Source organism: Methanobacterium sp. (genome assembly GCA_039666455.1).
In the GTDB taxonomy this organism is placed as follows: domain Archaea; phylum Methanobacteriota; class Methanobacteria; order Methanobacteriales; family Methanobacteriaceae; genus Methanobacterium_D.
In genome coordinates, this window is the sequence record JAVSLW010000027.1 from 45,030 (window position 1) to 59,746 (window position 14,717).

A 14,717-nucleotide genomic window follows, 5' to 3' on the forward strand; every position below is an offset into this window, starting at 1 on the left:
CATTTACCTCTTGCATAATTTTTCAGAAATTTCGTCCAGCTCCATGTTTGCTTTCTCATAATCTTCTGGTCTTCCTATGTCTAACCAGTATCCATCATAAATGTAACTATTAACGATTTCACCATTTTTTATGAGCTTTTTTATTAGGTCCGGGAAATCTAGATATTTATCATCTTCAATATAGTCTAAAACCCTTGGACTAAAAACATAAACACCCATACTTACTAAATAATTGAATTTAGGCTTTTCCGAATATCCTATAATCTCCTTATTTTCACTTAGTTCAACTACTCCAAAATCAATGTTAACTTCTTTCTTTTTCAATGCGACGGTAGCTATAGCACCGGATTCATTATGATAATTTAGTAAATTCGAAAAATCAATTGTGGTTATTACATCACCGTTCATCATTAAAAAATTTTCATTCAGTTCTTTTTTCATTTTTGACAAAGGTCCTGCTGTGCCTAAGGGTTCATCCTCTCTAAAATACGTTATTTTAGTATTGTATTTACTGCCATCATTAAAAAATGCCTTTATAAGTTCTGCTAAGTGACCTACGGCTAAAATAATTTCATCAAATCCATATGATTTTAATTGTCCAATTACGATCTCAAGAACGGGTTTATTTCCTATAGGCATCAGTGGTTTAGGAAATACAGTTGTGTAAGGTTTAAGTCTAGTTCCCTTACCTCCTGCAAGAATTACAGCTTTCATTTTTTATCCTCGCTATTTGTTGTAAATACTGGCTTTATAAAAATCAATATTCTTAGATATCCAGTCGATTACATTTTTAAGTCCGTTATCCAGGGAAATTTCAGGCTCCCAACCTAAAATATTCTTTGCTTTAGCATTATCACACCATAATCGCTCTACTTCACTGTCTTTTGGCCTAACACGAGGTGAATCCGAGGCAATTTTAACTTCTTTTTCCATAATATCAAATATTTTCCAAGCCAAATCTTTAATGGAGATTTCAAAGTTGGATCCTATGTTTATTACTTCGCCTATAGACTTGGAGGACTCAGCAACTTTAACAAAACCTTCCACTGTATCTTGGACATGAGTATAATCCCTAGTAGGATATAGAGAACCTAAAGATATTTTATTACTTTTTAGAGCTTGTGTTATTATAGTGGGTATCACCGCTCTAGCAGATTGGCGCGGTCCATATGTATTAAATGGTCTAATTACACTGACTGGCAATTCATAGGACCTGTAAAAACTTTCGGCAATTTTATCGGCACCTATTTTGGACGCGGAATAGGGTGACTGTCCCTGTAATGGATGATCTTCATCTATTGGAACATATTTAGCCGTCCCATATACTTCACTAGTTGATGTATGAACCACTTTATCAACATTTAAATCTTTTGCAGCGGTTAAAACATTTAAAGTGCCCATTACATTGGTTTCTACAGTTTCTCTTGGATGAATGTAAGAATAAGGTATAGCAATTAGTGATCCTAAATGAAAAATTACAGAAACATCTCTTGTAGCATATCTAATGGCATCAGAATCTCTTAAATCGCCATTTATAACCTCAATAAGATCAATTTTTTCTTTTGGCAAGGATTCCAACATTCCCCAATCATTTCTGGAATTGTACCTTACAAATGCTTTAACGTCAGCTCCTAAATCAATCAAATATTCTGTAAGATGGCTTCCAATGAATCCACCTGCACCCGTTATCAAAACCTTCTTTTTCTTTAATTTCATAATTATTCCTTCAATTGAACAATTATTTACTGCAAAAAATAACTCTCATAAATCCTAATCCAATGTATTCAAGTGGATAAAAAATTTTATCTGCATTGTACTTATTAATTGATTTATTCTTTATGGTTTCTCCTTCTGCATCTTTATTTTTTCTTTTAAATATGTTTAGATTAGTTAAATTATTAAATAAAGTTGAAATAACTCTTGAAATGGGCAAAGGTGAGGCATAGATAGTATCAACAGTTTTTATATTTTTGAATCCTACTTTTTCAAGATTAAGTTTTAAATAATTCATAGGATAGTTATGGCCTATTGATGCATTCATATCATATCCTTTAAGCCTATTATAAATATAAAGATAAGGAAAATATGTAGAATAATAATTTGGAACTGAAAATAGTAGTATTCCTTCCTTATTTAAGACTCTATAGCACTCTTTGAATATATCATTAATATCCTCATTATGTTCAAAAGCACCAAATGAAATAATGGTATCAAAAAAGCAATTTTCGAAAGGAAGTTCATTAGCATCGGCTACTGCATAATTTCCTGATGGAAATAACTTTTTAGCAGTTTCAAAATGAATCTTGCTTAATTCTATCCCATAAAACTCATTATATTTATTTTTTAGTTTAATGAAATATTTCGCATCTCCACAACCAATATCCAAAATTCTATTACCTGGTTTAAGATATTTTAGATTATCAATATACCTTTTAGTCCAATAATCGTCGAATAAATCTTCATTTGAATCATTTATTCTCTTTACAGCTTCATTTTCCCAGTAATTTTTTGTTTCTTTTAAACTCATGTTGTTCCTCGTAAATTGATAAAATATAGTTCATTATTTTTTTCTTTTGATAATTTTAGCGGGTACTCCTACTACTAAAGAGTTAGATTGTATATCCTTTGTAACGACTGAACCTGCGCCTATAGTAACATTATTTCCAATCTTAACACCAGGTAAAATTACGGAATTGGATCCTATTTCTACATTATCTCCAATATCAATTGGATCAGAAATGAATTTTGAATTGTTACTTCCAGTTATAGTTGAGACAGAAATTATTTTAACACCATATCCTATTTTTACATTTTTCCCCATTTTTATACCCCCACCATAAAGAACAACACTGAAATCACCTATTTGCGCTGGTTTTCCTATTAACTCTCCATCGGGAAAACCTCCAGAAGTATAAATGACCAGAGAAGGACCAAATAATATTCTACGGATTATTCCTCTGAATCTATTAATGATCATTTTCATGGATATCCTCTATTTTAGTTATATAAAAATAATTAAACATGAAATCCTTTAAATATGTTGTATATTTATTAAAAAGAAATTTTGAGATTAAACATGAATAAAATAAAATTTACATTTGATATATTTCATATGCTTGAACTGGACTATTTAATTAAGTTAATTTCATTTTTAATACCTATTTTTGTTTTAAACAGTACACTAATCGGAATTTTAAATGGAATAAGAAAATGAAACCATATTCAATCAGTAACAGAAAGTGATTTGGGAATTTATGGTATAGCTTTAACATTATCCAAAAGTTTCATAATTAATATCAGGAACATCATAGACTGGTCGTGATATGCAAAAATCATGGTAATAAACATCGATAAACATTATTTTAATCGGGACTTTTCTATTATTTAGGGAATGGATGAGCATTTACTATATTTTACTCATGTTCTTGTTTTATTTGTGATTATCAATAGATTTTTGCTAATAAGTCAAGACAGAATGGAAATTAAAGAAATTATAGAAAACATCAAAAAATAGTTTCTTAATGAGTTTTAGCACAATTAAATGTTTTTTGAAATGAAATAAATTAATGGTATTTCCCTTCACACCTATTAACTTCAGCATACAGCTTTATTAACTCGTGTATTTTATTTTTAATATTAAATTCATCATTTATAATTTGAATAGAATTCTTTGCAAATTTTTTTCTTAAATTTGAATCCTCAATTAATACATCTAATTTAACTGCAAGCTGCTTTTTGTCTTTTGGAGGAACAAGAAAACCATTTTCACAATCTTTCACTACTTCAGGTATTCCACCAACATCACTACTTACAATGGGAAGCCCACAAGCCATTGCTTCTAAAATAGAGATAGGTATACCTTCAGTATAGGATGGCAGCACAAAAATATCTGCAGATTGGTAATATTCATGAACATTTACTGGTGATACTTTCCCGGTAAATATCACTGATTTTTCTAAATCCAATTCAAATACTTTCTTTTTAAGTTCATCATATTTAGGCCCTTCACCTATTATCATAAGCATTGAATTCTTATTTTTTTTATTTACATCATAAAATGCATTTATTAATTCAAAGATACCCTTGAATGTGTCTAAATATCCAACAAAAAGAAGTAATATGTCATTATCTTTAATTTTATGAATGTTGCGTAGGGATTCATTTTTAAATGGTTTAAATCTATCTGTATCCACGGCATTCCTTGAAATCATTATTTTGTTTTTAGAAATTCCTAAAGATATCATCTTTTTAGCCAGATCTCCACTTACAGCTATTGTTTTACTGCAATTATTCAAAGAAAATGCCAGTAATCTCTTAAAAAGAGGATGGTTTTCAAAATTGTTTATATCCATTCCATGGGCTGTAATAAAAACAGGTTTTCCAATGATTTTTGCTACAATAACTCCTATAAGTCCTGTTGGTATGGTAGAATGAGCATGGATAATTTCAATATCATATTTCCTGATTACAATGATTAAATTGAAAAACAGTGAAATGAGATAAGTTATAAGTCTGAAATTATCTTTTAAACCCTTAAAATGGACTAAAGCCCTAAATTCTCTTGGTTCTAACCATCTAAATCTGTGAACATGAATTCCATCCATTATTTCCTCATAAGGTATGTCTGGATTATGTTGAGTAACTACATGAACTTCAAATCCCCTTTTTACGAGCATTTTAGCCTCATCAAATACAAAAGAACCATAATAGTCTCCTTTGTACTTTGGAAACATCGTTGGAACCAAGCAAATTTTCATAATGCTACCTTTTTTAAGTATTTAGCCAAAAAATCCTGATTTTGCCTTCTAAGAGAAAGCCCACTTGTAGCTATTTATTAAACTGATCTTTTATATATAATCAACTTCCCAAACTGCTTAATTGGTTTATATGAAGTTAAATTTAGCTCTGGCCGGTTACAGAAATAATAATCTGCATTATTGATTTCTAATTCTTTGTTGTAAGCTATATTATCCTGTGAAGTTAAATTATAATCCGTTATTCCTCCATAGAACTTCTGATCGCCTTTAAATTCAGGCATAGGTCTTACATTGGTTTTCAAGTACCAACCGAAATAGGGCCATATATCTGAACATATTGTCTTATTCTTATAATCAGGGTCATAATTTATAAACCATTCACTTGCCGAAATTATTATTTCATTGGTAACTTTGTATTTCTGGCTGGCTTGGATTATAGATGGCAAATAAGAGGTAGTGGATAAAAGGATTAGTATAATTAGGCTTATAGCAAGAATAGATGGTATTACATTAAAATTTTTAATTTTAAATTTTAATCGGTTTGAAATTCCACTTAAACCTAATATTAAAAAGTATGCGACTGGAGGAGCCATTAAAACGAAATATCTATCTACCTTAATTGCAAAAACGCTGTGAAATATAAAAAATGCCATGAACCATGCGAAAAAGAGTATGTGCATATCCAGATCTTTTATTTTAAAGTTTTTAAGGAAATCATAAAGCAAATAAGCTAAAATAAAGAATAAAACTTCACTATAATATGCCGAAATATGACCAAAACTAAAAGCAAAAACCAATGCTAAAGCCACAAATAACACTAATTTCAATTTTGTATTTCTATTTCTAACATTTAATCCATTAAATAACATTTTTTTATCAAATGGCTCTCTTTTTAATTTTAAAATCATATAAATAAAAAAACCGGCTGCAATAATTAATACAGTTAAAATACTTTCTATTCCTATAAATAAATGAAGTTTTTCGATGAAGAAGAATAAATTAGGGTTATACGCGGCACTTTCTGAGGAAAGGGAGGTTGAAGTTGCTCCAAAGAAGGCCATAAATGGGTAGACCATGTTGCCAAATTTTTGGCCATAGAAAATAAAGACAGGAACCAATAACAAAAGAGATGTGAACATTCCACCAAGCATATTCTTGATATTTTTAATTTTATCTCTGTTTATCAAAATATAAAGACAAATAGGGAATATAATAAGTGCACTGTTATATCTGGTTAAAAAAGCCAGCATAGCAAATGGGAACGCTAAGTAAAAGAACCTTGAATCTCTTTTAACAGCTAAGATCAGGAAATAAAATGTCCAGATTGTAAAGGAAACGCTTGCAAGATCTGAAAATCCAAATCCCATAATAAAAAGGACTGTGGGGAAAGTAGCATATACCAAAGCGCCTAAAAAACTTTGAATTGTACTAAATTTGAGTTTTAACAGGAAATATAGTCCAATAACGCCAAAGATATACAATAATCCATCTAAAGCAAAAAGTGTAGTCGGAGATACATATCCCATTCTAAATGGAATAGAAGTTAAGAATGAAAGAAGGGGAGGCCTCATTAAATCTGAATAACCCATGTCCTGCCCGGCAAATACAAGGGCATTAGAAAGAAAATCACATGCATCTGAAATTGGCCCGGTTTCGATTTGAATTATTACTCTGTAATATGTGATTAAACTTATAACTACAATTAAAATAATTAAGGGGATGTAAGTGTTATATTTTTTCCAGATATCTCTTGATTTAGATAAATTGTCCATAGAAATCACTGCATAATTGTAGTATTGATTTATACTAACTTAAAATAAATTTCCTCATTCATCCTCGGAATCATAGCCGTTAAAACACACTGCTCAGTATTCTCAGCCCTATCAAGCATCCCTTTAGATAAATAACTAACCGCACCCTCTTTTTGACCCAGATTATCCACACCAGTCACTTTATCCATCACGTCTCCAACTTCTTTGCCCTTTAAAACTTCTTCAATTACAGAAGGCGGATATTCAAAACCCGAACTAACTCCGAGAGTTATCCTTTCTCCATCAAAAATAGCACACCACTGTAAATCAATATATCCAGTTAATGAATTCGGTGTTTCCATCAAACCAGACTCTATTCCTACACTTAAATCAAAATCATCAAAATATGCATTTTTAGCCCTATTTATGGCCCCTTTAATGGTTTCATCTATACCAAATGGTTGATGTGGTACTTCTGAATCAACATCGATCCCTACAATGTTAACTTCTTCATAAACCTTTTCCAGAACACTCCTAACTGCATTAATCTTCACTGGATTTTTTGATCCGACTGCAACCTTCATATTATCTGCCTTTTACAAAGCTTTAGAAGAATTTTTAAGAACTTTCCCATTTCTGTCTATTTCTCCATTCCTTATTCTTGTTGAAAGAATTGGTCTGCCATCATCTGCAAGCACCCAGTCAATTACAAAAATCTGGAGGGGATCCATTCCCTTTTTTTGCCTTATCTCATTAATTTTATCTGCAACAGGTTTCGTCTCTCTACTTACAACTATTGCATCTATTTTTGAATCATAAATCGTTGGGCCGTAGGGGTCTTCCAGTTTTTTAACTTCATATCTTGAATTGAATTTCTGCAGGAACTCTTCAAGCCGGGAAATTCTTTTTGCATAGGGGTCAATATTGCCTTTTTTCCCTCCAAATTCATCAGATGTAACTCCAATTAGCACATTATCACCTGTTTCAAACGCTTCATTCAGCAGTTTCTCATGCCCTTTGTGAAACCGGTCAAATGTGCCTCCAACAGCTACGTATTTCATTTATTTTACCTTTTTGTTTGTTTAAAATAATGGTGATTTGAAAATTTTTAGATATTTTATTATAACTTAAATCCAGATTATAAGTATATGTTGCGTGAGCAAAATGTGGTTATAAAGGATCCAAGAAAGGTTAATTTAAGGTTTGCATCCTGTTACCCCAACCTCTATAAAGCAGCGATGTCTTCACTTGGTTTTCATGTTATATATGATTTCCTGAATTCAAGGGAAGATGTATATTGCGAGCGGGTTGTTTATCCTTATGTTGAAAGTTTAGAGTCCAATACGAAACTTTCTGATTTTGATATTATCAGTTTTTCACTGCAATATGAGCAGGACTATTTCAATGTGCTCAGGATGCTAAATAAAGCAGGAATTGAAGTAATGAAAGAAGATAGAACCTCAGATGATCCTTTAATTATTGCTGGAGGGCCGTGCGCAAGCTCAAATCCTCTCCCAATGAGTAAATTCATTGACCTTTTCATTGTGGGGGAAGCAGAGGTAATTCTTGATGAAGTACTGGATACCTGTATAGAGCTTGACAACCCCAAAAAGGAAATTAATGCATTTTTAGATATAAAAGGAGTTTATATTCCAGATAACCCCGTAAAAATGGCTATAGTCAAAGAGATGGAAGATGCCTGGCATCCGGTAAGACAGGTCGTTTCAAAAACTGATGATAAACGTTTTATACCTGCATTTGGGGATGCATTTCTGCTTGGAGTTTCCAGAGGATGTACTCGGGGCTGTAGATTCTGTATGGCTGGCTGCATTTACAGACCCAGAAGAGAAGCTTCTTTAAAAAAATTATTTAAGATAGCTGAAAAAGGAAGAAAAGCCACAGGGTTAAATAAGATTGCTTTAATCGGAGCGGATGTTTCAGGGTACTCTAAAATAGAAGAATTATGTGAAGGACTTATGGAGAGAGGGTTTAAAGTTACAAGCCCATCACTCAGGATAGAGGCCATAACTTCAAATTTAATTGATATTTTAGGAAAAAGTGGACTTAAAACCATAACCATAGCTCCAGAATCTACATGGAGACTTAGAAATGTATTAAATAAACCAGTAACTGATGAACAGATTTTAAAGGTCATGAATATGGCATTTAAAAGGAAAATGAACGTTAAAATGTATTTTTTAGTGGGGTTACCTTTAGAGACAATGGATGATATTCAGGAAATGGCTGGCTATATAAAAACCCTCAGTAAGATGAGTGAAAGAAAAAATGCAGTTAGGATAAGCATAAATCCGTTTATTCCAAAGCCCCATACTCCATTTCAGTGGGAAGAATTTGATCTGGAGGATTTGAAGACAAAATATAATTACATAAATCAGAACCTTAAAAATGTGTCGCTAAAGCTTGAAGACTTAAAGGAGGCATATATTCAGCACATTTTATCAGTTGGAGATGCAAGAATTGGAGATTTAATTGAAAAAACCTATAAAAAGAAGTACAGGTTCAGGGAATGGGAAAAAGTAGATATTAAATGGAATTTAGATGATGAATTACCCTGGAAAAATATTGATGTGGGTGTTAAGCCAGAATTTTTAAAACGTGAATACCAGAAAGCCATGAAAGGCGAAATAACACCGTGGTGTGAAACTTTCGGGTGCTACAGGTGTGGTGCATGCGAATGATAATATTTTTTTGCGGTGGATTCATCTGGTTTGAGCAAAAGGCTGAGCTTTCACTTTAAGTAGTAATAGGTTTAACTATACAATAGAAAAAATGAGGGTAATAGATTATGTTTCAACCAGCAAAAAGATGCAAATCAATACAGCTTTCACAAATACGTAAAATGTTTGATCTAACACCTGAAAATGCAGTTAACCTCAGCCTTGGCGAACCAGATTTTGACACGCCAGAACATATTAGAAATGCTGTTAAAAAAGCTTTAGATGAAGGTTTCACTCACTATACTTCAAATAAAGGTATTCTTGAACTTAGAGAAGCTATATCCTGCAAACTATCTGATGAAAATAAAATAGAAGCTGATCCAGAGTCAATAATTGTAACTGTTGGAGCAAGTGAAGCGCTTCATATAAGTCTTCAATCATTAATAAATAGGGGAGATGAAGTTTTAATTCCTGATCCTGGATTTTTATCGTATGATCCATGTGTAAAGCTTGCAGAAGGTAAATCTGTACCTCTTAAACTTAAAGAAGATGATAAATTTCAAATGACTGCTCAAAACGTACTTGAAAAGATAAGCAGTAAAACTAAAGCAATAATTTTAAATTCTCCTTCAAACCCCACAGGCGCAGTCATGCAAAAAGAAGATATTAAGGGTATTGCTGAAATAGCAGAAGATAAAAATATATTTTTGATATCTGATGAGATTTATGAGAAAATAATCTATGAAGGAAAGCACCACAGTCCTGGAAGGTACACTGATAACACAATAACCATAAACGGCTTTTCCAAGACCTATGCAATGACAGGCTTTAGAATAGGGTATGTAGCTTCTAAACCAGAATTAAGCGAAGAAATGTTGAAGGTCCATCAATATAATACTGCATGTGCAAGTTCCTTATCTCAAATAGCAGCTCTTGAAGCATTAACCGGTCCGCAGAATTGTGTGGATGAAATGAGGAGCGAATTTAAAAGAAGGAGAGATTTTGTAGTTAAAAGATTGAATGAAATGGGAATTGAAATTAAAGCACCTGAAGGAGCATTTTATGTATTTCCCAGGGTTGATAATTCAGTTGAATTTGTTAATGAGGCCATTAAAAATGGTGTTGTAATTGTTGAGGGCAGTGGATTTGGAAAAGGCGGTGAAGGACACTTCAGAATATCATATGCTGCTTCATATGAAAAATTAGTTGAAGCTATGGATAGATTGGAAGCAGTTGACTTTTAATTTTTTGAGGTTTTAAAGTTGAATATTGAAAAGAGAAAGAAATTAGGTCGAAGGGCAGTTTTTGTAGCTATAATTGGAAATATAGGGCTTACCATATTTAATTTCACTGTTGGGATCTTATCGGGGAGTACGGCACTTGTTGCTGAAGCAGCGCACACCTTTTCTGACATTTTAACTTCAACAATAACGTTTGTTGGATTTAGAATTGGATTAAAGCCTCCAGACCGGCTCCATCCCTATGGGCATGGCCGGGCAGAGCCGCTTGTTGGAATTATAATTGTAGTTTTTCTTGGAATAATAGTTTATGAAATTTTTTTAGAGGTCTACCGAAAAATATTTTTAGAGGGACCTGTAACTCCTCCAGAAACTATAGCAGCAGTAATGGCACTTGCAGGAGTTTTTATAAACCTGATTATGACCAGGTATATCCTGAAAACTGGTAAAAAAATAAACAGCCCGGCTATAGTGGCAGATGCTCATCATCAAAAGGTGGATATATTTTCCTGTGCAGCCATTTTTGTGGGAGTAATAGGGGCACAGTTTGGATTTCCTATTTTAGATCCAATAGTAGCAATTTTTATAGCCCTGATGGTTTTAAAAACAGCTTTTGACATTGCAAAGGAGAATATAAACAATATAATGGGCACAGTTCCATCAAAGGAAGTACTTGAAAACATTACAAATTCAGCATTATCAGTTAGAGGCACTTTCGATGTTCATGACGTCCGGATAAATTATTTAGGGCCTTATGCATCAGTTGAACTTCATGTTACTGTGGCAGAGGATTTGAGTTTAAAAGAGGCGCATGAAATAGCACACAATGTTGAAGAAAAGATAATTAACGACGTTGATATTGTATCAATGGTTCTGGTCCATGTCTGCCCAAAAGATGAAGATTACTGTATAGATTAAAAATATTTTAACACTTAATAGTCATGGTGAACAGGATAAATAACTTATCTAATGATCCTAAATATTACACTATGCTTTCAGGGGAAGAATTTGTGAAAAACTACATCTTCAAGGATCGGGAAATCTTACTGGAAGATTTTAAAAAAAAAGCACGCTATGGGGAAATTAGCGATGAATTCCAGATAATTGCAGATTTTACTGAGTATTCTCCGTTACATGCAGGTCACAGGCACTGCATGATGAAGGCAAAAAAACAGGTTCCCGGTGGATTATTTGTTGCAGTGGTTCCAGGACCGTTTGAGCGAAGCGGCAGGGGACTTCCCTACATCATGACCCGAAAGGCAAGAGCAGATTCTGCAGTCGCTGTTGGGGCAGATATTGTTATTGAAGGCCCCCCTATGGGAATAATGGGTTCTGGACAGTATTCACTGTGTCTTGCAAAGATTTTTAAAGCAGTGGATGCAGATTATATTCCCAGGGGATATAAACCAGTTCCTGGCTTTCGAGAGATACTCCAGAGAATATCAGATGGAAGAGGAGTAGCTCCAAAACCCTATAAAATTGTTGATATGGATACAGGGGAAGTTCTAATTAGTGGAAAGCTTCATGAGGATAACTATGTTATTGTTTCTCTTTCAAAATCTTTGAAAAAAATCAATTTTGATTTCAAGGATAAATTCATATTTGTAGAGCGTATTGAAGGTGTAAGTGGCACTAAAATTAGAGAATCTGTTTTAAAAGGGAATTTTGAATCAGTAAGCAATATGCTGCCTCTGCAAACCATTGAGATTTTAAACAGGGAAATTGAAGCAGATAGAGCTCCACTTTATAGAGATGAAAAAGGCATAATTGAGCGTGCTAATCATGGACCTCTCGAATATTTAAAATCACTGGCCCTTTTAGATGATAGGACTGCCCGAAGTATTATTAAAGGTCGGCCCTTTAAAAGCATTGCTGAAGTTGAAAGATGCATTTTGCAGGGTTTCAGCAGACACTTTAAAAACAGGGTACTATCTTCACTGGAAGCAGGGATCAAAAAAGATGCATTATGGAAATATATAGATAAATATCCATCTGTTATTCGTGTATTAAATTATAAAGACAAAGAAACGCTTAAAAACTTTAAAAAGAGCATACCACATAGGAGGATAGAATTATGGCAGTAAAAGAAGGAGATTTTATAAGGCTTAACTACACTGGAAAGGTACAGGAAACAGGAGAAATTTTTGACACAACAAGTGAAGAAATTGCAGAAGAAGCAGGTCTTAAAACTGAAAATAAGGTTTTTGGTGCAATACCAATAGCCGTAGGAGTAGGCCATGTCTTGAAAGGTCTTGATAATGGCCTTGTTGGAATGGAAGTAGGTGAGAAGAAGACAGTTGAAGTTGCTCCAGAAGACGGTTTTGGTTTAAGAGACCCTAAGCTATTAAAGCTCATACCAATGCGTGAATTCCAGAAACAGAAGATGAAGCCTCAGGTAGGAATGACCATAACCATGGAAGGTCAGCCTGGTAAAATAAGGAGCATCAGTGGTGGAAGAGTAACAGTGGACTTTAACCATGAATTTGCAGGTAAAACACTTGTTTATGACGTTGAAGTTGAAAAAATAATCGAAGAAGACCTGGAAAAAGTCTATGGAATCATAGAACTCCAGTACCCTAACCCGAATATGAAACCAGAAGACCATGAAGTGAAAATAGAAGAGGATAAAGTGATGATATATCTTAGTGAAATGGCTAAATTCGATAATAAGGTTACCTATGCTAAATTCAGAATTGCAAGGGATATCTGGGACAATATGGGTATAAACAGAGTTGAATTTGTGGATGTCTTTGAAAAGAAAGCCAATACAGAAGAAAAAGAAGAAGCAGAAGAATAATTTTCTTCTTTTATTTAATTTTAATAGGCTATTAGAACTTCCTTCAGATGTTTACATGAAATATCTGCCCACTATGGTCAAAGAGACTTCAAATGAGATTTGTTAGGAAAAATCTAAAAGCATTTCTACAGAGCCCAAATTTTTGTATCCTTCATTTGATCAGTAAATTTGATGATTTGTATCAAATTTACAGATAATAGTAATAATATACTCCTTTTTTATTACTGGTTCGAAGAATTTCAGCCAAAAAGTAATAATAAGAAAGTAATAACAAGTATTATATATTAAAAGCATTAAAATCAATTTGAATCAAAAAAAGGAGGCTATCTAATTTGCACTTACCTGATGGACTTATACCTTTATGGCAGTCAGTAATTTACTGGATCTTAGCCATTATTGTACTGGCGTTATATCTATTTAAACTTTCTAAAAGCGAAGAAAAAGAGAAAATAACCATTAACACAGCGATTCTTGCTGCAGTAACAATCGCAGTGTCTTCGTTATCCATACCATCACCCTTTGGGGTTCCTCTACATCTTTTTGTAATACCTCTTGTGGTTATTCTGCTTGGTCCTCTAAGCGGTGTTGCAGTGGCTTTTCTATGTCTTGTTGTGCAGTTTTTCCTTTTAGGATTTGGAGGGATAACCACATTAGGAGCAAACACGCTATCTATTGGAGTTGCGCTAAGTTTTTCAACATATATATTCTATAAACTACTTTCAGGGCTTGATGAACGCATGAGTATTTTTTCAGGTACTTTAATGGGAATAGTAATTGCTGCTTTAGCTCAGGTTGTGATAATAATGGTAGCAGGAGCAGGAACTTTAGAAATGTTAATGGCAGCACTAATACCATTCTACCTGTTTATTGGTGTGATTGAAGGGGTCAGCAATGTATTTATAATTTCTTTTATATCTAAAGTGAAACCAGAACTTTTAAAAACAGAGAAAATATAAGTGATGAGTGATATGAAATTGAAAGCAGTATTATTATTAACAGTCTTGTTTGGACTTATAGGGTCTGTAAGTGCACATGGAATGCATATCACACCGGAATCAGATGAAATGATAGTTATTGCGGATGATTCAGGTGGAGCAACAGCTAAAAAAATAGCAGATCAGTTAGGATTAAATATCACTGTATACAACTTCAAATCCAGCCATGATGTCACACATGAACTTGAACATGCACTGCAAAACCCTGATAAAAGGATTCTTGCAGTAACTTATCAGGACACAGTCAACGATTTTCTATCCAAAAATCCCGGTGTATCCAGCAAGATACTGGTATCTTCAGCAAATGCAAATGACATTAAAAATGCTTTAATCCTTTTAAATACCACAAATTTACAGAATGAAAAAACAGAAGATCCACAGAATGAAAAAACAGGAGAATTTTTAACACCATTTTTGTCAGGTATTCTAATAGGAGCCATAGCAGGTCTTGCTGCTGGAGCATTCTGGATGAAAAGGAAAATTTCATAGAAACATTTTTTT

The 14,717-nt window shown here is 33.2% G+C and carries 15 protein-coding genes; 7 read left to right on the plus strand and 8 right to left on the minus strand.

Annotated features, from left to right (window positions below; translation table 11 throughout):
• Positions 1-3 precede the first annotated feature (3 nt).
• The 8 genes from PQ963_07210 to PQ963_07245 all read right to left on the minus strand — a co-directional run bounded on the left by PQ963_07210 (position 4) and on the right by PQ963_07245 (position 7,569).
• Positions 4-714 (minus strand): sugar phosphate nucleotidyltransferase, encoded by a 711-nt coding sequence (locus tag PQ963_07210; GenBank protein ID MEN4029449.1) that lies wholly within the window; start codon positions 712-714, stop codon positions 4-6.
• 12 nt (positions 715-726) lie between these two features.
• Complete coding sequence (locus tag PQ963_07215; protein ID MEN4029450.1) at positions 727-1,716, minus strand: NAD-dependent 4,6-dehydratase LegB; 990 nt, start codon at positions 1,714-1,716, stop codon at positions 727-729.
• A 22-nt stretch (positions 1,717-1,738) separates the two neighbouring features.
• Positions 1,739-2,527: a class I SAM-dependent methyltransferase gene (locus tag PQ963_07220; protein ID MEN4029451.1), complete on the minus strand. Its 789-nt coding sequence runs from the start codon at positions 2,525-2,527 to the stop codon at positions 1,739-1,741.
• A 33-nt stretch (positions 2,528-2,560) separates the two neighbouring features.
• Positions 2,561-2,983, minus strand: a complete 423-nt coding sequence (locus PQ963_07225) for a DapH/DapD/GlmU-related protein (GenBank protein MEN4029452.1) — start codon at positions 2,981-2,983, stop codon at positions 2,561-2,563.
• A 580-nt stretch (positions 2,984-3,563) separates the two neighbouring features.
• Positions 3,564-4,757 carry a glycosyltransferase family 4 protein gene (locus PQ963_07230; protein ID MEN4029453.1) on the minus strand — a complete coding sequence of 398 codons (1,194 nt, stop codon included), beginning with the start codon at positions 4,755-4,757 and terminating at the stop codon, positions 3,564-3,566.
• A 77-nt stretch (positions 4,758-4,834) separates the two neighbouring features.
• Positions 4,835-6,346 carry a glycosyltransferase family 39 protein gene (locus tag PQ963_07235; protein MEN4029454.1) on the minus strand — a complete coding sequence of 504 codons (1,512 nt, stop codon included), beginning with the start codon at positions 6,344-6,346 and terminating at the stop codon, positions 4,835-4,837.
• Between the two features lie 212 nt (positions 6,347-6,558).
• Entirely contained in the window at positions 6,559-7,092 is a 534-nt protein-coding gene (gene yjjX / locus PQ963_07240) for an inosine/xanthosine triphosphatase (GenBank protein MEN4029455.1), read from the minus strand.
• A gap of 12 nt (positions 7,093-7,104) precedes the next feature.
• The gene (locus tag PQ963_07245; protein ID MEN4029456.1) at positions 7,105-7,569 is read right to left on the minus strand and encodes a phosphopantetheine adenylyltransferase; all 465 of its coding nucleotides are present in this window, start codon (positions 7,567-7,569) and stop codon (positions 7,105-7,107) included.
• Positions 7,570-7,656: 87 nt separating this feature from the next.
• On the opposite strand from PQ963_07245, the gene PQ963_07250 reads away from it, so the two are divergent.
• From PQ963_07250 to PQ963_07280, 7 genes are all read left to right on the plus strand, one after another.
• Positions 7,657-9,207, plus strand: coding sequence for a radical SAM protein (locus tag PQ963_07250; GenBank protein MEN4029457.1), 1,551 nt, complete (start codon positions 7,657-7,659; stop codon positions 9,205-9,207).
• A 107-nt stretch (positions 9,208-9,314) separates the two neighbouring features.
• A complete protein-coding gene (locus PQ963_07255) occupies positions 9,315-10,430 on the plus strand; it encodes a pyridoxal phosphate-dependent aminotransferase (GenBank protein ID MEN4029458.1) in 1,116 nt (371 codons plus the stop codon).
• Positions 10,431-10,448: 18 nt separating this feature from the next.
• Complete coding sequence (locus PQ963_07260) at positions 10,449-11,342, plus strand: cation diffusion facilitator family transporter (protein MEN4029459.1); 894 nt, start codon at positions 10,449-10,451, stop codon at positions 11,340-11,342.
• Between the two features lie 71 nt (positions 11,343-11,413).
• Positions 11,414-12,508, plus strand: coding sequence for a nucleotidyltransferase family protein (locus PQ963_07265; GenBank protein ID MEN4029460.1), 1,095 nt, complete (start codon positions 11,414-11,416; stop codon positions 12,506-12,508).
• Positions 12,499-13,221 (plus strand): FKBP-type peptidyl-prolyl cis-trans isomerase, encoded by a 723-nt coding sequence (locus tag PQ963_07270; protein ID MEN4029461.1) that lies wholly within the window; start codon positions 12,499-12,501, stop codon positions 13,219-13,221. The genes PQ963_07265 and PQ963_07270 overlap by 10 nt, the downstream gene beginning before the upstream one ends.
• Positions 13,222-13,553: 332 nt before the next feature.
• A complete protein-coding gene (locus PQ963_07275; protein ID MEN4029462.1) occupies positions 13,554-14,177 on the plus strand; it encodes an energy-coupling factor ABC transporter permease in 624 nt (207 codons plus the stop codon).
• 12 nt (positions 14,178-14,189) lie between these two features.
• Complete coding sequence (locus PQ963_07280) at positions 14,190-14,705, plus strand: hypothetical protein (protein ID MEN4029463.1); 516 nt, start codon at positions 14,190-14,192, stop codon at positions 14,703-14,705.
• The last annotated feature ends 12 nt before the right edge of the window (positions 14,706-14,717 follow it).

Excerpts from the sequence above, each read along its gene's own strand:
- PQ963_07250 (MEN4029457.1), top strand. The coding sequence starts at position 7,657 with ATGTTGCGTGAGCAAAATGTGGTTATAAAGGATCCAAGAAAGGTTAAT.
- PQ963_07210 (MEN4029449.1), bottom strand. The coding sequence starts at position 714 with ATGAAAGCTGTAATTCTTGCAGGAGGTAAGGGAACTAGACTTAAACCT.
- PQ963_07255 (MEN4029458.1), top strand. The coding sequence starts at position 9,315 with ATGTTTCAACCAGCAAAAAGATGCAAATCAATACAGCTTTCACAAATA.
- PQ963_07270 (MEN4029461.1), top strand. The coding sequence starts at position 12,499 with ATGGCAGTAAAAGAAGGAGATTTTATAAGGCTTAACTACACTGGAAAG.
- PQ963_07215 (MEN4029450.1), bottom strand. The coding sequence starts at position 1,716 with ATGAAATTAAAGAAAAAGAAGGTTTTGATAACGGGTGCAGGTGGATTC.
- PQ963_07235 (MEN4029454.1), bottom strand. The coding sequence starts at position 6,346 with ATGGGTTATTCAGATTTAATGAGGCCTCCCCTTCTTTCATTCTTAACT.
- PQ963_07245 (MEN4029456.1), bottom strand. The coding sequence starts at position 7,569 with ATGAAATACGTAGCTGTTGGAGGCACATTTGACCGGTTTCACAAAGGG.
- PQ963_07225 (MEN4029452.1), bottom strand. The coding sequence starts at position 2,983 with ATGAAAATGATCATTAATAGATTCAGAGGAATAATCCGTAGAATATTA.
- PQ963_07280 (MEN4029463.1), top strand. The coding sequence starts at position 14,190 with ATGAAATTGAAAGCAGTATTATTATTAACAGTCTTGTTTGGACTTATA.
- PQ963_07220 (MEN4029451.1), bottom strand. The coding sequence starts at position 2,527 with ATGAGTTTAAAAGAAACAAAAAATTACTGGGAAAATGAAGCTGTAAAG.
- yjjX (MEN4029455.1), bottom strand. The coding sequence starts at position 7,092 with ATGAAGGTTGCAGTCGGATCAAAAAATCCAGTGAAGATTAATGCAGTT.
- PQ963_07230 (MEN4029453.1), bottom strand. The coding sequence starts at position 4,757 with ATGAAAATTTGCTTGGTTCCAACGATGTTTCCAAAGTACAAAGGAGAC.
- PQ963_07265 (MEN4029460.1), top strand. The coding sequence starts at position 11,414 with ATGCTTTCAGGGGAAGAATTTGTGAAAAACTACATCTTCAAGGATCGG.